The 25,677-nt window shown below is 72.8% G+C and carries 25 protein-coding genes and 1 tRNA gene; 10 read left to right on the top strand and 16 right to left on the bottom strand.

What is annotated here, in order from left to right:
• Window positions 1-3: 3 nt before the first annotated feature.
• The gene (locus DEU34_RS16265; RefSeq protein WP_183042425.1) at window positions 4-717 is read right to left on the bottom strand and encodes a hypothetical protein; all 714 of its coding nucleotides are present in this window, start codon (window positions 715-717) and stop codon (window positions 4-6) included.
• A 136-nt stretch (window positions 718-853) separates the two neighbouring features.
• On the opposite strand from DEU34_RS16265, the gene DEU34_RS09670 reads away from it, so the two are divergent.
• Window positions 854-1,531 carry a hypothetical protein gene (locus DEU34_RS09670; RefSeq protein ID WP_121149982.1) on the top strand — a complete coding sequence of 226 codons (678 nt, stop codon included), beginning with the start codon at window positions 854-856 and terminating at the stop codon, window positions 1,529-1,531.
• Here DEU34_RS09670 and DEU34_RS09675 read toward each other — a convergent pair.
• A complete protein-coding gene (locus DEU34_RS09675; protein WP_121149983.1) occupies window positions 1,495-2,793 on the bottom strand; it encodes a glycosyltransferase in 1,299 nt (432 codons plus the stop codon). The genes DEU34_RS09670 and DEU34_RS09675 overlap by 37 nt on opposite strands.
• Window positions 2,790-4,940 carry a glycosyltransferase gene (locus DEU34_RS09680; protein ID WP_121149984.1) on the bottom strand — a complete coding sequence of 717 codons (2,151 nt, stop codon included), beginning with the start codon at window positions 4,938-4,940 and terminating at the stop codon, window positions 2,790-2,792. The genes DEU34_RS09675 and DEU34_RS09680 overlap by 4 nt, the downstream gene beginning before the upstream one ends.
• 114 nt (window positions 4,941-5,054) lie before the next feature.
• Here DEU34_RS09680 and DEU34_RS09685 point away from each other — a divergent pair, with 114 nt between their 5' ends.
• Entirely contained in the window at window positions 5,055-6,230 is a 1,176-nt protein-coding gene (locus DEU34_RS09685; protein ID WP_183042426.1) for a polysaccharide pyruvyl transferase family protein, read from the top strand.
• Window positions 6,231-6,279: 49 nt separating this feature from the next.
• A complete protein-coding gene (locus DEU34_RS09690) occupies window positions 6,280-6,813 on the top strand; it encodes a bifunctional nuclease family protein (RefSeq protein WP_259460103.1) in 534 nt (177 codons plus the stop codon).
• 60 nt (window positions 6,814-6,873) lie between these two features.
• Here the strand turns inward: DEU34_RS09690 and DEU34_RS09695 are convergent, their stop codons facing one another.
• The 5 genes from DEU34_RS09695 to DEU34_RS09715 form a co-directional block, all read right to left on the bottom strand.
• Window positions 6,874-7,602: a hypothetical protein gene (locus tag DEU34_RS09695; protein WP_121149987.1), complete on the bottom strand. Its 729-nt coding sequence runs from the start codon at window positions 7,600-7,602 to the stop codon at window positions 6,874-6,876.
• Window positions 7,599-8,495: an ABC transporter ATP-binding protein gene (locus DEU34_RS09700; protein WP_121149988.1), complete on the bottom strand. Its 897-nt coding sequence runs from the start codon at window positions 8,493-8,495 to the stop codon at window positions 7,599-7,601. The genes DEU34_RS09695 and DEU34_RS09700 overlap by 4 nt, the downstream gene beginning before the upstream one ends.
• On the bottom strand, window positions 8,492-8,854 hold the full coding sequence (locus tag DEU34_RS09705) for a GntR family transcriptional regulator (protein ID WP_121149989.1): 363 nt from the start codon (window positions 8,852-8,854) through the stop codon (window positions 8,492-8,494). Before DEU34_RS09705 ends, DEU34_RS09700 begins: the two co-directional genes overlap by 4 nt.
• A 132-nt stretch (window positions 8,855-8,986) precedes the next feature.
• Entirely contained in the window at window positions 8,987-9,286 is a 300-nt protein-coding gene (locus DEU34_RS09710) for a hypothetical protein (protein WP_121149990.1), read from the bottom strand.
• Window positions 9,287-9,317: 31 nt separating this feature from the next.
• Window positions 9,318-10,358 carry an LLM class flavin-dependent oxidoreductase gene (locus DEU34_RS09715; protein ID WP_121149991.1) on the bottom strand — a complete coding sequence of 347 codons (1,041 nt, stop codon included), beginning with the start codon at window positions 10,356-10,358 and terminating at the stop codon, window positions 9,318-9,320.
• An 83-nt stretch (window positions 10,359-10,441) separates the two neighbouring features.
• Here DEU34_RS09715 and DEU34_RS09720 point away from each other — a divergent pair, with 83 nt between their 5' ends.
• The gene (locus DEU34_RS09720; RefSeq protein ID WP_121149992.1) at window positions 10,442-11,395 is read left to right on the top strand and encodes an aldo/keto reductase; all 954 of its coding nucleotides are present in this window, start codon (window positions 10,442-10,444) and stop codon (window positions 11,393-11,395) included.
• Window positions 11,396-11,415: 20 nt separating this feature from the next.
• On the opposite strand, the gene DEU34_RS09725 is transcribed toward DEU34_RS09720, so the two are convergent.
• Genes DEU34_RS09725 through DEU34_RS09735 form a run of 3 tightly spaced genes read right to left on the bottom strand, consistent with a single transcriptional unit; the run spans window position 11,416 to window position 14,614 of the window.
• Entirely contained in the window at window positions 11,416-12,744 is a 1,329-nt protein-coding gene (locus DEU34_RS09725; protein WP_220659941.1) for a glycosyltransferase family 2 protein, read from the bottom strand.
• The gene (locus DEU34_RS09730; protein WP_121149993.1) at window positions 12,738-13,718 is read right to left on the bottom strand and encodes a glycosyltransferase; all 981 of its coding nucleotides are present in this window, start codon (window positions 13,716-13,718) and stop codon (window positions 12,738-12,740) included. Before DEU34_RS09730 ends, DEU34_RS09725 begins: the two co-directional genes overlap by 7 nt.
• Window positions 13,715-14,614, bottom strand: coding sequence for a WcbI family polysaccharide biosynthesis putative acetyltransferase (locus tag DEU34_RS09735; RefSeq protein ID WP_147424036.1), 900 nt, complete (start codon window positions 14,612-14,614; stop codon window positions 13,715-13,717). The genes DEU34_RS09730 and DEU34_RS09735 overlap by 4 nt, the downstream gene beginning before the upstream one ends.
• Before the next feature lie 237 nt (window positions 14,615-14,851).
• On the opposite strand from DEU34_RS09735, the gene DEU34_RS09740 reads away from it, so the two are divergent.
• From DEU34_RS09740 to DEU34_RS09765, 6 genes are read left to right on the top strand one after another with little or no spacing between them, the layout of a single operon-like run.
• Window positions 14,852-15,862 carry a glycosyltransferase gene (locus DEU34_RS09740; RefSeq protein WP_259460140.1) on the top strand — a complete coding sequence of 337 codons (1,011 nt, stop codon included), beginning with the start codon at window positions 14,852-14,854 and terminating at the stop codon, window positions 15,860-15,862.
• Window positions 15,859-16,977, top strand: coding sequence for a glycosyltransferase (locus DEU34_RS09745; protein WP_183042427.1), 1,119 nt, complete (start codon window positions 15,859-15,861; stop codon window positions 16,975-16,977). Before DEU34_RS09740 ends, DEU34_RS09745 begins: the two co-directional genes overlap by 4 nt.
• Window positions 16,974-17,972, top strand: a complete 999-nt coding sequence (locus DEU34_RS09750; RefSeq protein WP_121149997.1) for a glycosyltransferase — start codon at window positions 16,974-16,976, stop codon at window positions 17,970-17,972. The genes DEU34_RS09745 and DEU34_RS09750 overlap by 4 nt, the downstream gene beginning before the upstream one ends.
• Window positions 17,969-18,763, top strand: coding sequence for a galactosyltransferase-related protein (locus DEU34_RS09755; RefSeq protein ID WP_121149998.1), 795 nt, complete (start codon window positions 17,969-17,971; stop codon window positions 18,761-18,763). Before DEU34_RS09750 ends, DEU34_RS09755 begins: the two co-directional genes overlap by 4 nt.
• A gap of 27 nt (window positions 18,764-18,790) precedes the next feature.
• Window positions 18,791-19,417 carry an SRPBCC family protein gene (locus DEU34_RS09760; protein ID WP_121149999.1) on the top strand — a complete coding sequence of 209 codons (627 nt, stop codon included), beginning with the start codon at window positions 18,791-18,793 and terminating at the stop codon, window positions 19,415-19,417.
• Window positions 19,414-20,082, top strand: a complete 669-nt coding sequence (locus tag DEU34_RS09765; protein ID WP_121150000.1) for a DUF4166 domain-containing protein — start codon at window positions 19,414-19,416, stop codon at window positions 20,080-20,082. Before DEU34_RS09760 ends, DEU34_RS09765 begins: the two co-directional genes overlap by 4 nt.
• A 137-nt stretch (window positions 20,083-20,219) precedes the next feature.
• Here DEU34_RS09765 and DEU34_RS09770 read toward each other — a convergent pair whose 3' ends face one another.
• From DEU34_RS09770 to DEU34_RS09790, 5 genes are all read right to left on the bottom strand, one after another.
• Entirely contained in the window at window positions 20,220-20,726 is a 507-nt protein-coding gene (locus DEU34_RS09770) for a 2'-5' RNA ligase family protein (RefSeq protein ID WP_121150001.1), read from the bottom strand.
• A 171-nt stretch (window positions 20,727-20,897) separates the two neighbouring features.
• Window positions 20,898-20,982 (bottom strand) — tRNA-Ser (locus DEU34_RS09775).
• A 70-nt stretch (window positions 20,983-21,052) separates the two neighbouring features.
• Entirely contained in the window at window positions 21,053-23,371 is a 2,319-nt protein-coding gene (locus tag DEU34_RS09780; RefSeq protein ID WP_121150002.1) for a DUF3488 and transglutaminase-like domain-containing protein, read from the bottom strand.
• Window positions 23,358-24,617, bottom strand: coding sequence for a DUF58 domain-containing protein (locus tag DEU34_RS09785; protein WP_259460104.1), 1,260 nt, complete (start codon window positions 24,615-24,617; stop codon window positions 23,358-23,360). Before DEU34_RS09785 ends, DEU34_RS09780 begins: the two co-directional genes overlap by 14 nt.
• Window positions 24,614-25,639 carry a MoxR family ATPase gene (locus DEU34_RS09790; protein ID WP_121150004.1) on the bottom strand — a complete coding sequence of 342 codons (1,026 nt, stop codon included), beginning with the start codon at window positions 25,637-25,639 and terminating at the stop codon, window positions 24,614-24,616. The genes DEU34_RS09785 and DEU34_RS09790 overlap by 4 nt, the downstream gene beginning before the upstream one ends.
• Window positions 25,640-25,677 lie beyond the last annotated feature (38 nt).

Here is a 25,677-nt window from a genome sequence, read left to right on the forward strand (position 1 = left end):
GGTTCAGACCACGTAGGCGACGACGTTCTCGGAGAGACGTACGGGATCGCCGGAGGTGGATCCCTGCACGTCGCCCACGTAGACCGTCACGCCGCCCACACCGCTGAAGCCGACGCTCCCGCGACCCGTGGGGTTCTCCGAGCAGCCCGCGCCCGAGAGCACGTCGGAGCCCGCGACCCGCAGGAAGACGCAGACGCCCGCCACCTCGGCGGGTCGCGCGAGGAAGACGTCGTAACCGTTCAGCCGGGCGATGAAGCGGGTCGACGACAGGTCGATCGATTCTGCGACGCGATCTCCGGGCGCCGCGGCGATCACATCCTCCTCGGTCTGCGGCAGCAGGAGCTCGGAGAAGTCGTCGGGGGCGGCGGGAGTGGCGACGACGAGACCGGCGGCGAAGGCGGCGCCGCCCACCACCGCCGCCACGACCGTGGCCGAGACCGCGGCGCGCCAGCGCGAGCGGCGCGGCGCGTGCTCGGCCGGCGCGGGGGGCGTCGGCTCGGAGCCGGACGTGTCGGAGACGTGTTCGTCGTGCACGGCCCGAGTCGTCTGGCCGGGCTCCGGGGCGGCGGCAACGGATGCGCCGTCGCTCCGCGCCCCCGGATGGTCCCGGAGTGCCGCTTCGAGCTCGTGCAGGCGTGCGATGTCGGCGTCGCTCGGGTGGCCGCCGGTGCCGTAGACGCGTTCCCGCAGCCGTCGGAGTTCGTCGTCAGGCGTCATGCGACCAGTCTCACGCAGCATCCGCTCTCGCGAACACACGGGTTCGGTGCCGGCGCACGGCCTGCGCACGGGCCGCGGCCGTGTGGTCGGGCACAAGCCGTGTGCCGGGGCGATGGGGCGCGACTACGCTGGTGCAGTGACCCGAGCGATCGTCGTGCTCCCGTGGCGCCCCGCGCCCTCCCGCATCCCCGCGTACGAGCGCGTGCGCGACTGGTACGCGATGCAGCTGCCGGAGCTCGAGGTCACCACGATCGACACCGACGATCAGCCGTTCGTGCTCGCCGCCTGCCGCAACAAGGCGATGCGCGACGCGCCCGCTGACACCGTCGTCGTCATCGGCGACGCCGACACCCTGCCCGAACCCGCTCCGCTGCGGGCCGCGATCGCGGCCGCACGGCACAGCGACCGCGTACACCTGCCCTACGACGAGTACCGCTGGCTGGGCCGCCCCGGGTCGGCGCAGTTCGACGCCGGTGTGCCCCTCGTCGACTGCGAGTACGAGCTCGTGCTCGGCGCCTGCTCGGGCGTCTACGTCGCGACCCCTCGCACGTGGGCCGCGCACGGCGGGCAGGACGAGAACTTCCGCGGGTGGGGGTTCGAAGACGCCGCCTGGTTCCTCGCGCACGAGACCCTCCTCGGCGGTCCTCCCGTGCGGCACGCGGGCCGCGTCTACGCGCTCCACCACACCGGCGAGGTGCGCGCCGGGTCGCAGTACGATCTGAACGCCGCCCGCATGGAGCGATACCGCCGGGCCGCGGGCGACCCGATGGCGATGGCTCAGCTGGTCGCCGAGGTGCCGGTCAGCGCCGCGTAGGCGATCGCAGGACCCGGCCGCTCCTGCTGCGCGCGGGCGATGTCGGCGAGGGTCGAAGACCCCGACCGGAGCACGGCGTCGATCGCCGCCGCGAGGTCGGCGGCATCCGCCCGGTTCGGGTCGAGCGCACGCCCGAGTCCGGTGCGCTCGATCGCCGCCGCGCCGGCGAACTGGTCGGTCGAGAAGGGCAGCACCACGAGCGGCACGCCCTGACCGACCGCCTCGGTCACGGAGTTGTTGCCACCGTGCGTGACTCCCGCCGCCGCGCGCCCGAGCAGGCGCACCTGCGGGAGGAACCCGCGCACGAGCCAGTTCGAGGGGATCGGGCCCAGCGCCGACGTCTCGGTGGCGCCCGTCGCTATCGCCGCACGCAGCCCGAGGCCGCGGAGCGCCTCGGCCACCCGCGCGAGCACGTCGTCGCGCACCGAGAGGAAGCTGCCGAAACTCACGTAGACGAACGGCTCGTCGTCGGCGAGCCACCGCTCGACCTCGGCGTCGGCGGCCTCGTCGCGTCGCGTCGAGCCGAGGAAGGCGTGGGCCGGCAGCGCGCGTCCGTCGCCGTCCGCGAGCTCGGCGGGGTAGTTGTAGAGAACGAGGTCGCCGTGCGAGGCGAAGGCGTCGGGGATGTCGGATGCTGAGGGGTCGAGCTCTTTCGCCGCGGCGTTCCACTGGTCGGTGAAGCGCCGCGAGACCTCGCCGCACAGCATCCGCAGGTCGTCGAGCGCCGATGCGTCCGGCGCGAACGCGGCCGGCCAGGCGGGCGGGAAGCCGTAGACCTCGCCCGCGACCGGGAGGGCGCTCGGGTGCCCCAGCACCACGTCGGCGTAGGGGATGCCCGCCGTCTGCAACGCCAGTCGCGCGCTGAAGGCCAGATGGTCGACGACGATCGCGTCGGGGGCGACCTCGTCGACGACCTCGAGCGTGCGCCGGGCGCGCCCGACCGGATCCCACATCAGGTCGGTCAGCCGCTCGCGGGCCTGGTAGGCGAGCGTGGGCACCATGCCGCGTCGCGTCGCGTCGAAGAATCCCTGGAGCGAGGCCGCTTCGTCTCGGGGCTGCTCGCCGGGGCGCATCACACCCGCGTTGGAGCCCCGCCCGAGCGGCAGGTCGACGCGGCGCAATCCGAACTCGTGCACGATCGGTTCGGTCGCCGGGCCGGTCGCCACGACGACGTCGTCACCGGCGTCGCGCCAGGCCGTCGCGATCGTCGCGAGCGGCAGCAGGTGCGAGGCGTAGTCGGGTGTGATGACGAGCAGTGTCATGCGACCGGACCCACGGTGCGCAGCAGCTCCGCCTCGGAGGCGGCGACGCCGCGGTAGACGGGGCCGAGGGCGGCGGCCATGCCCTGGATCGTGAAGCGCGCGGCGACCATGTCGTGGGCGCGCCGGGCGAGGTCGTCGTCGCCGCGAGCGGCGAGGTCGAGGGCGGCGGAGATCGCCGACGTCAGCATCGCGGGATCCCACGTCGCCGTCAGCACCCCGGTGAGTCCGTCCTCGACATAGGTCGCGGGGCCGCCGGCGTCGGGCGCCACGACCGTGAGCCCGGTGGCCATGGCCTCCAGCAGGGCGATGCCGAACTCCTCCTTGAGACTCGCGCACACGTACACGCCGCGCGGAGCGATGATCCCGGGGATGCCGAACCGCACCGCCGCGAGCCACCGGGCGGCGACATCGTTGGGCTGATGCCCGGCGAGCAGCAGCCCGGCCTCGGCGCGACGGTCGGGGGAGACGACGGCGTCGATGCGCTCGAGCTGCTCGCGCTCGTCGAGCGAGGGGTGCTCGAGATCGCCGCCGATCACGAGGAGGTTCACGCGCCCGGCCAGGGCGCTCGTCGCCCACGCCTCGACGAGCGTCGCCATGCCCTTCACGCGATGCAGGCGCCCCACGGTGGCGATGACAGGCAGCCCACGGCGGTGCGCGGGGAGGGCCTCGATCAGGGCCTGCAGGTGGGCGAATCGATCGTCGCCCGCCGGGGCGACCGCGTGAGCGGATGCGTCGACCACCGCGCGGTCGACGACCTCCAGGTCGACGCCCTCGGCGACGATCGTGTGCCGCTCGGGGTAGGAGGCGATATCGATCCCGACGAGCTCGCGCATGTCGCGGGCGAGCTCGGGCCGGGGGAAGAGCACCGTGTGCGCGGCGTTCGCCGCCAGGTTCTGCACCAGCCGCGTGCGGAACCAGAAGTGCTCGCGCAGATCGGTCCGACCGAACGTCGTGCGGGTGAGGTCGCCCGAGCGGTCGAGCGCCTGGATGATCGAGTGCGGGTCGGGCGCGACGGTGAACACCACGGGGATGCCGAGCTCCCGGGCGACGTCGACCGCGGCGAGGCTGCCCACATCGGCCATGCGCAGGTGCAGCACGTCGACGCGACCGGCGGCACGGAGGAGGCGCCGGATGCCGCGACGCGCGGTGACCCGCAGCGGCCAGGCGGCGGCGGACGGTACGGCGGACGGAGCCAGCGGCACGTGCCCGTAGACGTGGCCGGTGTCGCCTCCGACGGAGAGCAGGTCGGCGGCGGCGCGCGGCACGGCGCCGCGGGAGAGGGTGAGCACGCGATCGACGTGCGCGGCGGGATCGGCCACGAGCGCGTCGCCGAGGCGGACGAGCAGGGTGGCGATGCCGCCGTTGTCTCCCGCGCCGGCCGACGACAGGGTGGGGTCGATGTCGGCGTGGAGGAAGAGCTGGGCGACGGTGAGCGCGCCCTCCGTCTCGATATTGCGCTGAGGCACCACCTGCAGGTCGATCACCGACAGCCGCGCCACCTCGGCGAGGCGCCCCTCGCGCTCGATGAGGTGCTCCAGGCGGTCGGCGAGGTAGCGGGCCCCCGAGCGCTGACCGAGGGCAGCCACCGCCGCGACGCGCACGTCTTCGTGCTCGGCTTCGTCGAGCGCGATCTCGAGCAGCTGGCGCTCGGCGATCGACTGGCGCACGAGCCCGAGGGTTTCGACCAGACGCGTGCGGGCGGGTACGTCGGTGACACCGAGCAGGGCGCTCTCGATGGCGACGGCGAGGGTCTCGCCGATGGCGCCCGACCAGTTCTCGAGCGTGGTCTGCGCCAGCATCCCGGTGAATCCGCCATCGGCGACGAGACCGAGAAGCCGACCCACCGCGTCGTAGCGCGGAAGCGTCTCTGCCAGGGCCCACGCGGCGTGCTCGCGGATGAACGGGCGTTCGTCGGAGAGCAGGTTGCTCAGGCTCTTCGACGCCTGCTCGTCGAAGACCGCGGCCAGAGCGTGGACGGCAGCGATCGCGACGACCTGATCGGCTCCCGCCACGGCCCCCAGCAGGATGCGGAGCGTGCGCACGCCCGGATCGCGTCGCGCCTCGAAGGCGAGATCGTCGGCGAGGCGTATCGCGTCGATGATGCGGGGAGCGCCGGCGACGGCGTCGAGCGTGGTCTGAATGCCCATGTGCGGCTTCTTCTGTAGAGCGTGCCGCGGTCGCGGTCGTTTCGAATGGTATCCGGCGAACCTGACGCGCAAGTAGCGTGGAGAGGTTCTTCACGTCTACTCGGAGGTTGTTGCATGTCCGTCATCGTCATCGGAGACATCGGCGTGGTCGATGGGATGATGCACATCGGCGACGAGGCGATGTTCGAAGCCGCCGCGGCCGAGCTCTCCACCCGCGGGGTCGACGTCGTGGGGGTGTCGTCCGCCCCCGACGAATCGGCCGCGCGTTACGGCGTCGGCGCCGTCCCCCGCCTGGGCTTCGCCGGTCTCGATCGCCCCGCGGCAGCCGCACGGTCGGAGCTGCTGGTGGCCGCCGCATCCGGTCGTGTCGCGCTGCCGGCAGGAGACCCCGCGACCGCCGTCGTCGAGGCCGTGCGGGCGTCGAGCGGCGTGCTCGTGGCCGGCGGCGGCAACCTCGCCTCGCGGTGGCCGGTACACATCCACGAGCGCGGCACCCTCGCCGCGATGGCGCGGAGCCTCGGCCTGCCGGTGGTCGTGAGCGGACAGACGCTCGGCCCCGACCTCACCGAGACCGACGCCGCGGCGGTGCGCGAACTCCTCGGCACCGCGGCGCTCGCCGCCGTGCGCGAGCCGACCTCGGCCGCGCTCGCCGCGTCGTGGGACGTGCCGGTGCGACTGGGTGTCGACGACGCGTCGTTCCTCGGCGGCGATGGAGCGCGCGACCGGTCGGGCATCGTGGTGAGCGTCTCGGGCTGGTTCGACCATCGCCCGCCGGCCGAGGTCGAAGCATCCATCGCCCGCCTCATCGACCACGCGGCGAGCGTCGTCGGGGGTCCCGTGCGCTTCCACGCCCACTTCGGACCGCTCGATGCCGACGCCGAGCCGCGCGGCGACGCGGCGCTGCACGAGCGCATCCGCGCGCACCTCACGTCGCCGAGCGAGGTGGTGCCCACCGGAGACTCGCGGCATTCCGCCGCGCTCGCCCGCAGCGCCGCCCTCTTGATCACGAGCCGGTACCACCCGGCCGTCTTCGCCGCGCCGGCCGGTGTGCCCACGCTCGGGCTCGTCGCCGACGCCTATACGCAGATCAAGCTCAGCGGTGTGCTGGGCCACTGGGGCGAGCCCGCCACGGCCACGCTCGACGAACTCGACGCCCGCGCCCGCACCCTGGTCGAGCGGCTGGATGCTGCGCGGTCGCGCGTCCGCGACGAGGCCGACGCGCGTCGACCCGCCCACCGCGCCGCGTACACCGCCTGGTGGGACGACGTCGCCGCGGTGCTCGCCCGCTGACCGAGGCGCCCCGTTCCCGAGCGCCCCACCCACCGCGAACGGTCGTACGATGGCTGACAATCGCAGTTCGAGCGCGACGGGAGGCACCATGGTCCAGGTCAGGGTGATCGGCGTCGCGCGCGACACCGAGCAGCAGCACGTCATCCTGCTCAAGCCCGTCGACGAACCCGCCGCCGAGGGGCGGATGCTGCCGGTGTGGATCGGCGAGCAGGAGGCCACCGCGATCCTCGTGGCCGTGCAGGGTTCGATCACGCCCCGGCCGCTCGCACACGACCTCATGGCGAGCATGCTGCACGAGCTCGAGGCCGAGGTCGAGCGCGTGGAGGTCACCCGCATCGAAGACGGCACGTACTTCGCCGAGATCACGCTGTTCACCCCCCACGGGCTCCGCGTGATCGACGCAAGGCCGTCCGATGCGATCGCGCTCGCGTCGCGCACGCACACCTCCATCTGGGTGGCCGACGAGGTGCTCGACGTCGCCGGCGTCGAAGACACGGTCTCGGAGCCGGCCGCCGATGAGCACGAGGTCGATGAGTTCCGCCGGTTCCTCGAGGGCATCGACCCCGAGGACTTCACCGACTGACGCGGTGCTCGTCTCGTGGCGGGTCGGCCCGGAGAGGTGCGACGAACTCCGCCTCGGGTCTCACCGCACCGAGGCGCGACGCAGGAAGACGTACTGACCGGCGACCGACAGCGCGATGACCACGACGGCGGCCACTGCGAGCCACCACGGCTGGAACACGTCGAAGACGGGTACGAGTGCGATGGCGACGATGCCGAGGGCGATCACGGCGGCTGCGGCGAGTGCGGTGGGTCCGAGAGCGCCGAAGCGCACCCAGGCGGCCGCCATGGCGCCGCCGACGGAGAGCACCACCATCGTGCCGAGGAACGCGGTGACGGCCAGTTGGAACGGGTCGCCCGAGCCGAGCAGCACCACATCGGTCACGTAGATGTGGAAGAACCAGTGGCCCGTCACCAGTTCGAGGCCCAGCAGCACGAGCAGCAGTGCCGTGACGTAGAGCGAGAGAGCGACGTGCGTCAGCACCGTCCCCGCGACGAAGGTGCGCCGCGTGCTGCCGAGAGAGAGCGCGAGCGGGAAGGTCAGCGAGACGGTCTGCACGCCGAGCCAGCCGAAGAATCCCGGGAGCGCCCAGATGGCGGCGGGGTTGTTGCGGCTGTTCGCGACCCACTCGGCGCTGCCGGGCTCGGAGCCCAGACGCCAGAAGACGACCGTGATGATCGCGGTGATCACGAAGACGACGAGCATGATGCCCGGCGGGGTGAACAGCAGCATGGCCCGCTGGGCGAAATGCAGCCGCAGCACCTCGACGGGGCCGGAGGCGCGGGCGGGGGCGAGGTCGGTGGCGGTCATGCGTGCGTTCCTTCCAGGGATTCGGCTTCGACGCCGTAGGCCGCGACGAGGTCTTGCAGGGTTGCGGGGGACACCTGCGCGCCGGCGCGGGCCGCGCGTTGGGTGAGGCCCTCGGTGTCGGTCGCCTCGACGACCACCGAGCTGAGTCCGCCGACGGTGCGCCGCTGCAACACGCGGTGTCCGGAGGCGAGGTCGTCGACGGTGGCGGTGAGTCCGCTCAGGGTGATCGCGCTGCCGCGGAGCTCGTCGGCGGCTGCCTCGCGCACCAGTCGGCCGCCGTCGACGATGACGACGTGCTCGAGCAGCGGCTCCATCTCGTCGATGAGGTGCGTCGACACGATGATCGTGCGGGGGTGGTCGATGTAGTCCTGCATGAGGGCGTCGTAGAAGAACCGGCGGGCCGTAGCATCCAACCCCAGGTACGGTTCGTCGAAGATCGTCACCGGGGCGCGGGACGCGAGCCCGAGCACGATGCCGAGCGACGACGCCTGACCCCGCGACATCTTCTTGACCGTGGTCTTGCGAGGCAGCCGGAACCCCGACACCAGCTTCTCGGCGACATCGGCATCCCAGCCCGCGTGGAAGAGGGGCGCGACCTCGAGCAGGTGACGGAGCGTGAAGTCCTCCGGGTAGCGCTGGTTGTCGCGCACGAAGCTGATCGACGACATGACGGCGGCGCGCTCGAAGGGGTCGGCGCCGAGCACCCTCACCGAGCCCGAGTCGGCGCGGTCGTGCCCCGCGATGATCGACATGAGCGTGGTCTTGCCGGCGCCGTTGCGACCGAGCAGCCCCGTGATGGCGTTCCGAGGGATGTCGACGGTGACGGAGTCGAGGGCACGGACGCGGCCGAAGTGCCGGGAGACCCCCGATAGGCGGATGGCGGGCTGTGTCATGACGCGGACCCTTCGTGATCGATGATGCGGTGGAGTTCTTCGAGGTCGAGGCCGAGTGAGCGCGCCTCGGTGAGCAGCGGCGCGACGAACGCCGCGCGGAACGCGGCGGTGCGCTCGTCGCGCACGCGCTGGCGGGCGCCGGCGCTGACGAACATGCCGAGACCGCGACGCTTGTGCAGCACCTCGCGATCGACGAGCACCCCGAGCCCCTTTCCCACCGTGGCGGGATTGATGCGGTGGAACGCGGCGAGCTCGTTCGTCGAGGGCACCTGCGTGCCCTCGGGGTAGGTGCCGGCGAGGATCCCGTCGGCGATGCTCTCGGCGATCTGCTGGAAGATCGGCTTACCGTCGTCGAGCATGCAACCCCTTTGGTTCGTTACTTGAGTAATGAACCTACGAGGCTGAGGAGGGGATGTCAACTCCCGACGGGGGACGGCGCCGTGGGAGCCGGGCAGGCGCGGCCAGGCGGCCCGCCGATGCGGCGTGCCGCCTCAGGAGTCGGCGAGGTATCCGGTGGCGGGGTCTATTCCGGCCAGGAAGTCGCGTATGGCGCGCGCGTGCCATTCCTCGCCGACCGGTGCGCCACCGCCCGACACGCTGAAGCCGTAACCGGGATTCGGCCCCGATGTCCAGTCGTAATGGTGCGATCCGTCGCTGTCGCGTCGGCGCACGTCGAACGTCTCACCGCCCACGACGACCGCACCGAGATCGGTGTAGGTCTCGGGGTCGGGCAGCGCCGACGAGGGCGCGTAGACCCAGGCGTCGTCGGACGTGCCTGCGTCGTTCGTCATGAGCCCGACCCTACCGAGGGGTCGGCGCGGCTTATGCGCTGAGTGTCGCCGTCTTCGACGTCCATCCGAGGGCGGGTGCGACGTACTTCGCGAACGACTCGACGATGCGCAGGTTGAACTCCACGCCCAGCTGCGAAGGGATCGTGAGCATGAGCGTGTCGGCGGTGCGGATCGCGGCGTCGTCGAGCAGCTGCTCGACGAGCACGTCGGGCTCGGCCGCGTAGGTCTTGCCGAACGTCGAGCGGGTGCCGTCGATGATGCCCACCTGGTCGCCGTCCTGGCGGCCGCCGAAGTACATGTGGTCTTCCGCCGTCGTCAGAGGAAAGATGCTGCGGCTCACCGACGTGCGGGGAGTGCCCGCGTGGCCGGCCTCGCGCCAGGCGGCGCGGAAGGCGTCGATCTGCTGCGCCTGCAGCTCGTCGAACGGCAGACCGCGGTCTTCGGTCAGCAGGGTCGACGACATGAGATTCACACCCATGCGGCCTGCCCATTCGGCGCTGTCGCGGTTGCCCGCACCCCACCAGACGCGCGACCTCAGGCCCGGGGACTGCGGCTCGATGGCCTGACGGCCCATGCCGCCCCCGAACGGGCTGTGCGGGTCGCGGTCGGCCAAGCCCTCGCCGTCGATCGCGCGGAGGAACGTGTCGAAGTGCTCGCGGGCGATGTCGGCACCGCGCGGATCGGTCGATCCGGTGTAGCCGAATGCCTCGTAGCCGCGCACGACCGACTCGGGTGACCCACGGCTCACGCCGAGCGCGAGCCTCCCGTCGCTGATGAGATCGACCGCCGCTGCCTCTTCGGCGAGGTAGAGCGGGTTCTCGTAGCGCATGTCGATCACGCCGGTGCCGAGCTCGATGCGCTGCGTCTTGGCGGCGATCGCCGCGAGCAGCGGCATGGGCGATGCCTGCTGGCGCGCGAAGTGGTGCACGCGGAAGTAGATGCCGTCGGCGCCGAGCTCGTCCATGCCCTGGGCGAGGTCGATCGCCTGGTGCATCGAGTCGCGGGCGGTGAGCTGATGGCCCCCGCCGAGCGGGCCGTAGTGACCGAACGAGAGTGTGCCGAAACGTTCCATGCCTACGACAACGGTCGCAGCCGTCGTCGTATTCCGATGAATGGATGCGGGAATAGCCGCGCGTCCCGCGCGTTGACGCGAACATGTCACGAATCGGTAACAGCGACCTCGACGTCCTTCCCCTCTCCCTCGGCGGCAACGTGTTCGGCTGGACCGCCGACCGCGACACCTCGTTCGCCGTGCTCGATGCGTTCCACTCCGGCGGGGGCGACTTCATCGACACCGCCGATGCGTACAGCGCGTGGGCGCCCGGCAACTCGGGCGGCGAGAGCGAGACCCTCATCGGAGAATGGCTGGCCTCGCGCAGCCCCGAGAACGTCGTCGTGGCGACCAAGGTGAGTCAGCACCCGCAGTTCCAGGGTCTTTCCGCCGTGAACGTCCGTGCCGCAGCCGAAGCCTCGCTGAAGCGCCTGGGCGTCGACACGATCGATCTCTACTACGCCCACTTCGACGACGAGAGCGTGCCGCTGGAAGAGACCGTCGCCGCGTTCGGCGACCTCGTGAAGGACGGGCTCGTTCGCTACACGGCCGTGTCGAACTACACCGGCCCCCGTATCCGCGAGTGGATCGGCTACGCGCAGGCCGCGGGCATCGCCCTCCCTGTCGCGGTGCAGCCGCACTACAACCTCGTGCACCGCAACGAGGTCGAGGAGGGCGTGGTGCCCGTCGCCGAGGAGTTCGGCCTGGGGCTCGTACCGTATTCGGCGCTGGCGAGCGGTTTCCTCACCGGCAAGTACCGCTCGACCGACCCGACGGGCCAGTCGTCGCCGCGCGCGCAGGGGGCGGCGAAGTACGCCACCGCGCAGGGACTCGCCATCATCGATGCCCTCGAGGGCATCGGCAAGGCCCACGGCGTCTCGATCGCATCGACCGCGCTCGCGTGGCTGCGCGCCCAGCCGACCGTCGTGGCGCCGATCGCGAGCGCCAGCCGCGTCGACCAGGTCGGCGGCCTGCTCGACAGCGCGCGCGTGGATCTCACCGCAGACGAGATCAGCGAGCTCACCCGCCTCTCGGAGTGGAACCCCGACCAGGGCTGAGCCGATCGGGCCCCACCGCGCTAGCGCAGGTGGTCGGGCCCCGCCCAGCCCCCGACGTGGGGCTCGACGCGCGGGTGCGGCCGTAGTGCGAAGGCCTCGTCGACCGCGATCGAGCCGACGCGAACCGCCGCCTCGTCGCCCCACCGGGCGCGCCGCTCGCGCGACCGACGACTGGATGCGCGCGCGAGCACGACGCCCTCGCTCGAGCGGATCTCCAGCTCGTCCTCGTCGCCGGCGCCGAGCGCGCGCAGACGCTCGACAAGGGCTCCGTCGGCCGGGAGCACGACCGGGCCCGCCAGGTCGACCTCGACGCGAGCGGCGGGGGAGGCGGGGCCGATCGCCACGACGCGGGGGTCGGCGGAGAAGACCGGAGCCTCTGCCCCGTGTTCCAGCTCGACCCGGGCGCGCGGGAACGCCGCGAGCAGCGCATCTACGCAGACGAACGTGGCTGCGTCGTCGAATCTCCCGCGGAGGCGGAACGCGATGTCGGCGACGGGGGAGAGCACTCCCGTCCCCCGCGAGCCGTCGACGGGGATGCGTCCGGTCAGCAGAAGCGTCTGCACGTTGCCCCGGCGCACCCGTTCCTCGGGGTCGGCCATCCGGCCCGCCCACTCCGGACCGTCGTGCCACGCGACCGCGTCGGGCACGTGGGCGAAGATCGCCCCGATCTGCCACGCCCGGTGCGCCCACTCCCAGTCCTCGCCGCCGTACTCGTCGAAGCTCTCGTCCATGCCGCCGATCTCGTCGAAGAACCAGCGGGTGCAGGCGAAGGCGGCCCCGATGATGTACCGGTACGAGCGGTCGTCGGCATCCAGCAGATCGCGTGAGCGCTCGTACGCATCGGAGAGCCACGCGGGTTCGGGAAGGAGGTTGCGCGGCCCGGCCGTCTCGATCGGCGCGTCGACGGGTTGCGGGGCGAGCTCGGCGTGGCGGCGGCGTCCCACCGTGACGGTCTCGGGCAGCAGCGCCGGGAGGCGCGTCATCCGCCGCACGTAGCCCGGCTCCGGCGACGTGTCGGCGTCGAGGAAGCAGAGCACGTCGCCGGTGGCCCGGGTCACTCCGAGGTTGCGGACGGCCGCGGCGCGGAACCCGCGGTCCTCCTGGCGGACGAGCACCACTCCGGTGGGCACGTCGGGCGCCACGGCGGAGCCGTCATCGGCGACGACCACCTGCATGAGGTCGGCCGGATAGTCCTGGCGAGCGAGGGCGGCGAGCGTGCGGGCGAGCTCCCCGGGCTGCTCGAAGTGCGTGACGACGACGGTCACCGACGGCCAGGGGTCGGGCGCCGCATCCGCCACCAGATCCCACCGATTGCCGGGCACCGTCGTGCCGAACGGAGGCCTCACCACGCGAGCCCCGCCCACCAGTCGAGATAGGCCACCGCGACATCGCGGCGCCCGTGCGGCACCGTCGCGGTCGACAACCAGGTGGATTCCGGATGCTGCGCCGCCCGGCCCACCGCGGAGGTCAGCGCTTCGGGGTCGGCGACGGTCACCGTGCCGGGTCGGAGCGCGGCCATCTCCGCGATGTAGCGGTTCGCGCTCGCCACGGGCCGGCGCCCGGCCGCGATCCACGAGCCGAGCGAGCCCGAGGCCGAGACGTGACGGTGGGCGACGACGGGCACCCCGGTCGTGCGGCAGCGCCGCAGCATCTCGCCGTCGTCGAGGTACCCCGTGACCTCGACCGCGACGCCCTGCGACGCTGCTTCCCGCACGAAGGCCTCGAGATCGGCGGCGTGGCCGTCGGAGGCGCGGCCGAGGATCGACAGCGATCCGATCCCGGCACCCGCGGCCGCTCGCAGCGCCTCGTCGTGCCCCTTGCCGGGGTAGAAGAACCCGAGCACTCCGACGCTCGCGTCGGTCGCGTGGGTCACTCCGCCGGCAGCCAGATCGACCGGCAGCGGGATCACGCCCACGCGCGCCGCGCGCACGTCGTGCTCGCGGAGCAGCTCGGCCTCGTGCCGGCTGTTGACCACGACCCCCGCGGCGCTCTGCGCGACGGCGCGGTAGCACGCGAGCCGGCGCGGCAGGTTCCGCTCGCCGTCGGACGGCTGCGGCACGTCGTGGAACGTGACGGAGAGCGGATGCCGCGCGGAAAGGTTCGTCACGATCGTCGCCGCGTCTTCGGGGGAGCCGGCCCACAGCCGATCGGTGAACTGCAGGTGGAGCGGAGTGCCGGCGGCGAGGGACGCCAGTTCGCCGCGGAGCACCGACAGGTCGGCGAACCCGGCGTCGGCGATCGCGTCGGCCACGTCGCGCGCGTAGGTCGCAACGCCGTGCTGATCGACGTCGTGCACGACCACGCGGGGGAGCGGTGCCGTCATCCTCGCCACCTCCGCAGCAACGGGGCCAGGCGTCCGACGGCGCGCTCGACGTAGATCGGGTTGTCGCGATACCAGGCACCCTGCGCCTCGCGCACCTTCGCGGCCGCGACCCGCTCTCCCGCGATCAGCCAGAAGTCGGTGGCCTCGTCGGCGAGGTCCCAGGCGTCGGCGACCCACGGCTCCGTCGGCGCCTGCACGCCGGCCAGCAGCGGCCGACCGGGGTCGGTCGGCGAATCGCGGGAACCGAGAGCCTCGAGCACGCGTGCCCCGAGTCCGAGCCAGATCGGGTTGCCGGGGTGGTTGACCGTACGCATGTGATCGAAGGTCGGTCGTGCGAACAGGTCGGAGGCGACGACGTCGAGGTCGCTCTCGCGACGGCGCAGTTCGGCCAGCGCGTCGTCGGCGACCGCGCGCACTGTAACGCGATCGAGCCGCTGCGCCAACGGAAGACCGGCGGCGAGCGCCAGTTCACGCACGTCGAGGTAGTCGACGTAGGGCGGGAGCTCGGGCACCTCCGGCACGCGGAGCACCCACTGGAAGGGCTGTAGTCCGGTGTAACGGACGATGGGCACCGTCACCGCGCGTGCGCCGGCCGGCAGGAGTGCGCGGAGCTGCCGGGTGCCGAGGGGCAGGTCGTGGTAATCGTCGCGCACCGGCTGAGCGACGAGGAAGGACGCCCGCGAGATCAGTCGGTGCAGGAGCGGCACCTCGCTCGGGGCGATCTCGTGCACGGGGGGCACCCGCACCGTGGGGGTGCCGGGCGCGTCGATCACGATCCGCAGCGACTCCGCCTGGCAGTTGCCGACCACGACCCCCGCGCCGGCGGGGGCGTCGCGCAGACCGTAGAACTCGCCGTAGTGGAGTCGTCGCCCCTCGTCGTCGGAGGCTTGTACCACCGGGGTCGCCGATACCGCAACCGCCGGATGGGGAAGTGACACCGGACTCATAGTGAGAAACGTATATCGTCGGAGTCGTCGCCTCCCTCGCCGAGGGATCGCGTTGCGAGGACTCCGCCCGTGCGGTAAGCCGCACGCGAAAGCTTCACAGCGAGGAGGACGACCATCGGTTCCCAGGCTCAGCCGTTCGTCCGCGTCGCCGCGGTTCCCGCGCAGCATCCCTACTCCCGGGCGATCATCGATACCGACCGTGTCGTCGTGCTCACCGACCCGCCCCCGCCGGGCGCGGCTCCCGGGCAGTGGTGGCCCCCGCAGATCCTCGACGCCGAGTGGATCCGCCGGCACAGCGACGACTTCGACGTGCTGCACCTGCACTTCGGCGCGGAGTCGTACACGACCGAGCACGTGCTCGCCGCCGTGCGGGCATCCCAGCAGGCCGGCAAGCCCGTGGTCTACACGGTGCACGACCTGGAGAACCCGCAGCTGACCGACCAGACGGCGCACGTGCGCATGCTCGACGCGATCATTCCGGCCGTCGACGTGCTGGTGACCCTCACGACCTCGGCGCGCGACGAGATCGCCGAGCGATGGGGGCGCGAGGCCGTGGTCATCGCCCACCCCACGCTGCTCGAGACGCGTGCCACGACGGGGCACCCGCACCACGGTCGCCGGATCGGCGTGCACCTGCGAGACCTGCGCCCGAACATCGATGCCGTCGGGGTGGTCACGACCCTGGTCCGTGCGGTGGCCGAGCTGCGCGCCGCCGAGGGCGACGTCGTGGGCATCGTGCGGCTGAACGAGCGGGTGCGCGACGAGGAGACGGCCCGCATGCTCGAGCATCTGGCCGGGGACGGCGTGGAGATCATCCGCACCGCGCGGCTCTCCGACGACGACCTCGCCGAGGCTCTCGCCGATCTCGACGCGTGCGTGCTTCCCTACGCCCACGGCACACACTCGGGGTGGCTCGAGCTCTGCTACGACCTCGCCGTACCCGTGATCGGGCCGCGCGGCGGGCATTTCCGCGGTCAGCATCCTTCCGATTACACCCGCTACGACATCGGCGACCCGCTCTCACTCGCCGCCGCGATCGAGCACGCCACGCTTCCGGCGTGGTCGGCCCCCGGCTCCGGGGCCCGCGCGGCCGAGGTCGCGGCGCGCGCCGTCGAGCGGGCGGCGCAACGCGTCGAGGTGCGAGCGGCGCACACCGATCTGTATCGCGACCTCACGACGCACAGGTCTGCCGCGTGACGGGGCGGGCACTCCGCGTCGCGGTCATCGCGCCGTCGCGGCACCCCATCCGCCAACCGCACCCCGGGGGCCTCGAGGCGTGCGTGTGGGAGCGCGTGCGGGGTCTGCGCGCGCGGGGTCACGAGGTCACGCTCTGCGGGCCCGACGGATCGGACTTCCTCGACGGACCGCCCGAGTTCGTGCTGCCGCGTCCGCACTGGGCGAGCGACGAGGAACCGTCGGACACGGCCTACCCCCGCGGCTACCTCGAGCGGATCGACGACGCGATGGAACGGGCCATGGGCCATCTCTCGCGCCACCGCGACCGGTTCGACGTGATCGACAATCACAGTCTCCACGGCACGCCCATCGCGTGGCGCGACCGGGTCGGCATCCCCATGCTCACGACCCTCCACACCCCGCCGCTTCCGGACATGATCGCCGCAGCGCGGTCGACGGCGGGCACCGAGCACCGGTTCCTCTCCGTCAGCCGGCACACCGCCCGGGAGTGGGACGCCGCCGGGGTCGAATCCACGGTGTTCCCCAACGGCGTCGACACCGACCGGTGGACGGCAGGACCCGGCGGCGACCGCTGGGTGTGGTTCGGACGCATCGTGCCCGAGAAGGCGCCGCACCTCGCGATCGACGCCGCCCTCCTCGCCGGAAAACGCATCGTGCTGGCCGGCCGCGTCGGCGACGCGGAGTACTTCGAGACCGAGGTGCGGCCGCGTCTGGGCTCGCAGGCCCGCTACGTCGGTCCCCTCCGGCAGAGCGCCCTGGCCCGACTCGTCGGCCGCAGCGCCGTGGCCCTCGTCACCCCGATGTGGGACGAACCGTTCGGGCTGGTGCTCGCCGAGACCCTCGCCACCGGCACGCCGCTGGCCGCGTTCGACGCCGGTGGCGTGCGCGAGGTGGTCGCCGCGGCGCCCGGGGCGATGGTCGTCTCGCGCGGAGACATCGACTCGCTCGCGCTGGCCGCCGCCGAGCTCGCCGAGCGCTCGGCCCTCGAACCCGGCCTGCGGGTGCAGATCAGGGCGGCTGCCGTCGCTCAGTTCTCTCTCGAACGGCGCCACACGCAGCTCGAGGGTCTGCTCGCCTCGGTGGCCGTCGGCGCCCAGCGTCTCGAGGTCGCGTGAGCGGGGTCGGCTGGTACGTGCACCATCACGGGCGCGGTCACCTCACGAGGTTCGAGGCCGTGCGTCCGCACCTGCCCGGCACGGTCGTCGCGTTCTCGTCGCTCGAGGCGCCGTCCGATCTCCCGCCCGGCACGCGATGGGTCGAGCTGCCGCGCGACGACGCTCCCTACGTCCGCCATGGCGAGAGCGTCGATCCGCGCTCGGCCGACCCGACGGCGGGGGGCCTGCTGCACTGGGCGCCGCTCGGTCACCCGGGGCATCGTCGACGCCTCGCGGCGATCGCCGCAGCATCCGCCGATCTCGACGCGTTCGTCGTCGACGTCTCGGTCGAGGTGGCGCTGTGGGTGCGGCTGCTGGGTCTTCCGACCGTCGTCGTGACGCAGCCCGGAGACCGCACCGACGGCGTGCACTCCCTCGCCTATCGTGCAGCCGACCGCATCCTCGCGCCGTGGCCGGAGGGGGCGGCGCCATCGGCGGCGCTCGACGAGGCGCGCGACCGCGTCGTGTGGGTGGGCGGCATCTCTCGGTTCGCCGGGCGCCCGCGCACCGCCGCGCGCGAGCCGCGATCGGTGCTGGTGCTCGGCGCCGCGCTCGCGGGCGGCGCGCTCGAGCGCGCCCGCGCCGAGGCCGCGAGTGCCGGGTGGGCGTTCCGCACGGTCGGAGCGGATGCGGCGCACTGGAGCGCCGACCCGTGGGACGCCCTGTGCGCGGCCGAGGTCGTCGTCAGTGCGGCCGGCCAGAACAGCGTCGCCGATCTGGCCGCAGCCGGAGCCCGCGCCGTCGTGATCGCGCAGGAGCGTCCGTTCGACGAGCAGGCGGCGACCGCCGCGGAGCTCGACCGGGCGGGGCTCGCCGTGGTGTCGCACCCGCCGGAGCCCGGCGCGTTCGTCGGCCTGCTCGACCGGGCCCGCGCGCTCGACCCGAGGTGGGAGCAGTGGCAGACCGCCGGTGCGCCCGAGCGCGCCGCGGCCGTGATCGGGTCGGTGCTGCGATGACGACGGCGGTGCTGACCGTCGCCTCGCGGGCCAGGGCGGCGCACGTCGAGCGTCAGCGCGCGTTCCTCGCGCAGCTCGGGCATCCCGACGTGCTGCGAGTGGAGGCCTGGCTCGACCCCGAACCGCCCACCGGCGACGGCATCGTCGTGCACGTGCCGCCGGGCGAGTTCGGGTTGCGCGTGGGCGAGGGGCGGAACGCCGCTGCCGCCGCGGCGATCGCCGCCGGTGCCGACCTCCTCATCTTCCTCGACGCCGACTGCCTGCCGGGCCCCGCCCTGATCGAGCGCTACGAGGCGGTGGCGCACGAGCCCGGCCTCTATGCCGGGCCCGTGACGTACCTCCCCGAGGGCAGCGTGCCCGAAAACCTCCGTGCGCTGGAGGGACTGACGCGACCGCACGCGGCGCGACCGTGGCCGGCCGACGGTGAGGTACTGGGCGCCGACCCGGCGGCCTACGACCTGTTCTGGTCGCTCTCGTTCGCCGTGTCGGCGTCGACCTGGCACGAGCTGGGCGGCTTCTCCGAGGCGTTCCAGGGCTACGGCGCCGAAGACACCGATTTCGCCTGGCGCGCGCGAGAGATGGCCGTGCCGTTGTTCTGGGTGGGTGGCGCGCACGCCTACCACCAGTGGCATCCCACCTCCGATCCGCCCTGGCAGCACCTCGACGACATCCTCCGCAACGGCGCCGCCTTCGCCCACCGGTGGGGCCGCTGGCCGATGAGCGGCTGGCTGGAGAAGTTCGAGCGGGCCGGCGCGATCACCCGCGACGGGGAGGGCTGGCGCCGCGTCTGACGCGCGGTCGCGGTCTACGCTCGAGACGTGGGGCGCTCCGGGATCTACGTCGAGACGACCATCCGGGCGCCGATGGAGACCGTGTGGTCGCTGTCGCAGGACGCCGCGGCGCACCCCCGCTGGGACGTACGGTTCTCGCGGATCGTGCCCGTCCCCGGTGGCGACGGACCGACCCACTTCACCTACGAACGGGGCGCGGTGGTGCACACCGTGCGCGGGACCGGCGTGAGCATCGGCGAGACCGAGCGCCCCGACGGTTCGCGCACCTCGGCCCTGCGGTTCTCGACCGAGGATCGGCTCTCGCCCATCCGTGAGGGGCGCGGGTACTGGCGGTACGTCCCCACCGCCGACGGGGTGCGCTTCGTGACCGGATACGACTACGACCCGGGGTGGGGGCGGGTGCTGGACGCCCTCGTGCGCCCGGCACTCGGCTGGGCCACGGCGTGGAGCTTCGACCGCCTCCGCATCTGGGCAGAACGCGACGAGCCGCCCGAGCGGTGGCCGCTGCGCAGCATCCTGTGGTTCTGGCGCCCCGACCGTCCGCGGGCGGCCCGCTGCCGCCGCGCGCCGGCGGGCGGACGCCGTTGCGGTGACCAGCTGACCGACGCGCCCGCCACGCTCGCCGACCTGCCCGCGCCGAGGAGGCGACGATGACCTCGATCTTCGAGACCGCCCTGGGCGCCGACTTCCAGCGGCTTCACCCCATGCTGCAGCGACGGTTCCGCGTCGGCCTCGAGAGCGGTGAGGCGTGCATCGGGCGAGGGGTGATGGATCACATCCGACGCGGCCCGTGGTGGACCGTGCCCTTCTTGCAGATCGGGCGGCTGCGCAACATCCTCATCCCCGATACCGGTGCCGCGGTGCCGTTCGTCATCGAGAACTACCCCTACCTCGACCCCTTCGGCCGCGAGACGGTCACCTTCGTGCGCGAGTACGCGGTCGGTGAGCGCGCGAGCCGCTTCGACGCGACCATGATCCTCGACGACGGTCGCATCGTCGACTATCTGGGCACCCACCAGCACCTCGCGGTCGACCTCGACCTGTCGGTCGACGACGACGGCTCGCTCGTGCTCCGCTCCGAGGCCCAGAGGTTCTACGAGGGTCCGATCGCCTTCCGCTTCCCGATGCTGTTCAGCGGACGCGCGCGCCTGCGCGAGACCTACGACGAGGCCGCCGGGGTGTTCCGCGTCGACCTCGAGGTGCACAACGACCGCCTCGGGTTCCTCTTCGGATACCGCGGTTCCTTCACCTGCGAGTGGGTGGCCGCCTCCGACGCGCCCGAACGGCTCAAGCCCCGTCGCCACGAGCATCGCGCCTGAGCGGCTGTCCGCCCGGGCGTGGGCTCTGTCGGTTCAGAACACAGGAGAAACGTCGTCGGTCTGGCCGCGGCCGGCTCCCTCGCGGCCTTCCTCCTGGATTCTGGACGGAAGACGCCGCGCGAAGTGCCGTGGCCGCCTCACTCCAGGTCGGTGACGGTGGCGGATGCGGCGTCCCACCGCCGGAGCGACAGCCCGGATCCGTTGTGGGGGCCGCCGAGCAGGGCGAGCGCGTCGGGGAGGGTCTCGAGCCGCAGTCGGCGCGCGAGGGTGACGTGCGGGGTCCAGTCGCCGGGCGCGGTGTGCGCCGCATCCGCTCCCGGTCCGGCTTCGGCGTGGACGGCGGCATGGAGGGCGACGAGTTCGTCGCCCGGCTCGACCCGCCAGGCGAGGACTCCGCGGTCGCCGTGGCCGAACACGACCGGTTCGGCGAGGATCACGGGGACGGGCAGCCGGGAGATGGCGTCGCGGAAGGCGGAGGTCGCGAGCTCGGGCCGCACGAGCAGCGTGACGTGCGGGCGGTTCGTGGGGGAGTGGTACGCCCCGAGGCTCGACATGCCCGCCGCAGCGAGGCTCTGCCAGTCGGCGCGCACCCGCGCCTCGGTATCGGGGTCGAGGAGAAGCTCGATGCTGACGACGTCGCTCATGTCTCCAGCGACAGTACCGTCGCCCGGCTGCGCCCGCGCTCCCCGCCGATCGCTGACACACGCGGATCGGCCGAGACACCGCGCCTGGCGTGATGTTCCGGCCGGAAGTGGTGTCTCAGCGGGAAAGAAGAAGACGCCGGCCCCTTCGGGACGACGTCTTCTTCACTGCGGCGGAGGATAGGGGATTCGAACCCCTGAGAGCTTTCACTCAACACGCTTTCCAAGCGTGCGCCATAGGCCACTAGGCGAATCCTCCATGGCCCGGAAGGGCCGACGAACATCCTACCCCGGGTGCGGCACCGACCCGTGCCCGGCCCGGCGGATGGTCAGGCCGTCGTCTCCCGTGGAGGCCGCGTCCTCCCGCTCGCGAACGCGCTGCCGGGCCGGATCACGAGCGAGCGCGGCAGCACTCGCGCGAAGAAACGGCGGAGGGGGGAGGCGGCGCCGAGCAGGCTCGCGCGGGTCGACTCGACGGCATCCGCCCATCGCGCACCGTCAGCCGTGCGGTGGTCGTCGGCGTAGCTCACGCGTTCGATGGCGCCGACCAGCGTCGCCACCGCCGCCGCATCCGCGCCGTCGTCGACGAGGCGGGCGCCGAACACGCGCGGCGACTCCGACGCGGGCGCCGGGATGCCCAGATCGATCGCCAGCTCCTGCACCGATACCCACGCAGCCGTCGCCTCACCGCGGCCCGCGGCCGACAGCAGCCGCCGGCGTCGCACCTCGCGCGTCACGCCGGGCGCCGCGAGCACGAGCAGCAGGGCGAGCGACGCCGCGAGAGGCCAGAGGGCGACGGATGCGGCGGAGCCGCCCCGCCCCGCCGACGTGCCGTCCTGGTCGTCGAGGGGGTCGAGACCGGCGGAGGAGGTCGGCGTCGGAGTAGCCGTCGGCACCGGAGCGCTCGGCGCCGTCGTCGGGACCGAACCGGGTGCCCCGGTCGTGCCTGAGGCGAAGTTCGTCGGGCTTCCGAGGCTGTTGGTCGGCTCGAACGCGATCCAGCCGACCCCCTCGAAGTGCACCTCCGGCCAGGCGTGCAGCTGGGTGCTCTCGACCGAGTAGACGGTCTCGCCGTCGTCCTGGGTTCCCGCACTCGTGCCCGGGAGGTAGCCGACGACGATGCGCGAGGGCATGCCCAGGGTGCGCGCCATCACGGCGAACGCCGAGGCGAAGTGCACGCAGTAGCCCCTGCGGGCATCGAGGAAGTCGGCGATGGCGTCGACCCCGGTGCCGTCGAAGCCGTCGGAGACGGGGGCGTCGAGCGAGTACCCGAACAGCGGACCGCGGAACCACGACTGCAGGGCGACGAGGGCGTCGTAGTCGCTGCGGGTGTCGGCGGTGACCTCCTGGGCGGTCTCGGCGATCACCGAGGGGATCTCGTCGGGGAGGTCGTAGAGCGCGAGGTCGTCGGTGCCGCCGGCCGACCGCGCGCGGATCTGCTCGAGGGTCGGCCGTGGGAGCGAGGCCGAGACGTCGTAGGACTGTTCCTGCACCGACCCCGACGGCGTGTCCACCGTGCGGTTGTCGGTCTGGATCGACCATTCGCCGTCGAGCCCTGAGACGTCCGTCGCCGGATACGACACCGGCGCCCACCGGCTGTTGAGGTTCACGATGTCGACCGACGTCGACGAATCGACCATCTCGATGCCCTCGTCGACGGTGACGGGCGCGAGATCGGATGCGGCGTCGTCGAGCCCCACGGCGTCGCCCCCGTCGGGCTGCCACACGGCGCCGTCGAACTCCGACAGCGTCGCCACCCTGAGGTAGGGCGCTCGCGCCTCGGTCGTCCGCAACCGCAGCACCTCGACCGCACCCGGCTGACGCAGGTCGTCGCCGAGCTCGAGCGTGGGGTCGATCGTGGCGCCGCCGATGGTGCCGCCCGACCCGCCCGCGCGGGCGACGGGCGAGGGGAGGAGGGGCGCCGCGACCATCGCGACGATCACGGCGACCGCGCCGATGCCGAGGGCAGCGCCCGGCGCAACCGGCGATCGGCGGGTCGCGCCGGCGGGTGCGGGCGAGGCGGCCGCCGCGGCTGCGCGTTGGCGCGCGCGGGTGTCGACGGCGAGGAGGAAGAGGATGCTGCCGGCGAGGAACACGAACGCGATGATGTCGACGTCGCCGGGCACGGCGATCGACGGGATGATCGAGACGGCGATGACGCCCACGGCGGCCAGGAGCGGCATGCGGGCGGTCACCACGACGTGATCGAGGGCGATCGCGAGCAGGCCGATCGAGGCGACGATGAGGAATGACAGCCCAGCTCCTGCCTCGAGGGGAGCGGCTCCGAGGGTCACATCGTCGACGGCGGTGCGCACCAGCACGTTCACGAGCGAGAACGTCTCGGGTGTCGGCACCACGCCGAGGAAGCCCGTGCCCCGGCCGAAGACCGCCGTGACGACGGCGACCCACACCACGAGCTCGACGATGCTGACCACGACCGCAGGCAGGCGCAGGCGTCGCAGCGCGAAGCCGACGCCCAGGACGACGCCGATGAGGCCGACGCCCCCGGCGACCCACGCCCCCGGGTCGACGACGCGCAGGAGCGGCATCATGGCGGCCGCGAGCGCGAGCCACAGCCCGAGCGCGAGGGCGAGGTCGACCGACGCCGGCCGCGGTGCGGCGGGCCGGCGTCGCTCAGGCGCCGACATGCGCCGCCCCCCGCTCCATCGCCGTCTCCCAGGCGTCGCCGAGCTCGGCCTCCGAGAACGCCGCCCCCGTGTGCCAGCCGCGGTCGTGCAGGCGCGCCAGCGCATCCGACGACGGGGAGGCGGCGATCGCCACGGGCATGGACGAGTGGTGCGCGAGAGGCGCGAGGGCGAGGGCGTCCTCGACGCGGAGGCGACCGGTGACGATGATGACCGGGCCCGTCTGATGGCCCGCGAACATGCCCGCGGTGCGGGCGATGCCGTCGCCGCGCCGGGCGGTGAGGGTGGCGAACTGGGTCGCCAGAGCGTCGATCTCGTGCAGATCCCCGCCGGGCACGGGTTCGGCGAGGGCGGTTCCGTCTGTGTCGAGCACCTCGACCGTGTACCCGTCGCGCACCAGCCGGGCGATGATCGAGACGGCGGCGCACACCGCGGTCTCGAACGCGTCGTCGGCGCCCGGGGCCCGGAGGGCCTCGGGGCTCCACTGGGCGGCGCCGCGGTCGAGGATCACGGTGGCCTCGGGGCTCGTCTCCTCCTCCTCCTGACGCACCATGAGGGTGTCGCGGTGAGCGGTGGCACGCCAGTGGATGCGTCGCATCGAGTCGCCGGGTGCGTACGGCCGGGCGACGAGGTTGTCGGCGCCCTGCCCCAGCTGGGTGCTGGCGGTCTCACGGGTGCCGCCCGTCTCGCCCGGCGACCCCCGGAACGCCGGCAGATCGATGACGCGCGGGGCGACGGTGACCTGCGTCTTCCCGCCCAGCCGCATGCGTCGGCGCGCGAGACCGAACGGGTCGGTGACGGTGAGTCCGAACGGGCCGAGGGGATGGATGCCGCGCACACGCCCCTCGACGGTGTAGCGCAGCTCCACGGCGCGCTCGCCGCCGCGCATCGCCGACCCGACCGCGGGGAAGACGCCGCGCGCGCGGGCGACGAGGCCCGCAGGCACCGTGTCGTCCCAGGTGCCGGGTGAGGTCGGCAGGGCGTTGCGCACGCCGATGCGCACGGTCACCGTGCTCTCGCGCCCGACGGTGGCGACCTCGGGGGAGAGCGAACGCGAGACCGCATCGATGCGGCGTGCGAACCAGAGCGAGATCACGCTGAGAAGCAGCACAGCGACCAGGAGAGCGGAGAAGTAGACGAGTTCGATGAGCCCGGCCTCGTGCGCGACGACGAAACCCGCGACGGCGAGCGCGAGCGCGCCGGTCCCTCGCAGAGTGAGCGGCCAGACGCGCCGCACGAAGCCCCTCATGTCCGGACGGCGAGGGGCACCCGGACGCTCGCGGCGATCTGGGCGAGGGCGGCGGCGACCGCTTCCGCGCCGGATCGTCCGCCGGCCGCCGCGCGGGTGGGGATGAGACGGTGGGCGAAGACGGGGGCCAGGAGCGCGGTGAGGTCGTCGGGGATGACGAACCCGCGCCCGTCGAGGGCGGCTCGCACCTTGGCGGCGCGGATCAGCTGCAGCGTGGCCCGGGGGCTCGCGCCCAGGCGCAGGTCGGGGTGGGTGCGGGTGGCATGGGCGAGGGCCACCGTGTACTCCTCGAGCGAGGGGGCGACGTGCACGGCGCGCGCCCAGGCGATGAGGTCGCGCACGCGCGACGCGGTGACCACCGGCTCGACGCTCTCGAGGGGGTTGATCGTGTCGCGCTGACGCAGCATGAGCGCTTCGGCCGCCGCATCCGGATACCCCATCGAGATGCGCATCATGAAGCGGTCCCGCTGCGCCTCGGGAAGGGCGTACGTGCCCTCCATCTCGAGCGGGTTCTGCGTCGCGACGACGAGGAACGGATCGGGCAGCACGTGGGTGCTGCCGTCGACGGTGACCTGGTGCTCTTCCATCGCCTCGAGGAGGGCCGACTGCGTCTTGGGCGAGGAGCGGTTGATCTCGTCGGCGATGACGATGTTGGCGAACACGGCGCCGCGCTTGAACTCGAACTCGCGTGCGACGGGATTGAACACCGAGACCCCGGTGATGTCGCCCGGGAGGAGGTCGGGGGTGAACTGGATGCGGTGCACACTCGCGTCGACGGAGGCCGCGAGGGCGCGGGCGAGCACGGTCTTGCCGACGCCGGGAACGTCTTCGATGAGAAGGTGCCCCTCGGCGAGCAGGGTGATCAGCGCGGTGCGGACGGCGTCGGGCTTGCCGTCGATCACCCGCTCGACGGACCGCGTGATCCCGCGGGTGAGGGCTTCGAACGAGTCGGCCGAGATGGGCTGGCCGTCCGATTCCTCACGCGTGGTTCGGCGTCGAGTGGCCGAGACGGTCTGGTCCATGCGTCTTCCCCCGGGTGCGGACGGCGGGGCCGTTCCCA

Origin of the sequence: Microbacterium sp. AG1240, from assembly GCF_003635115.1 — a bacterium.
In the GTDB taxonomy this organism is placed as follows: domain Bacteria; phylum Actinomycetota; class Actinomycetes; order Actinomycetales; family Microbacteriaceae; genus Microbacterium.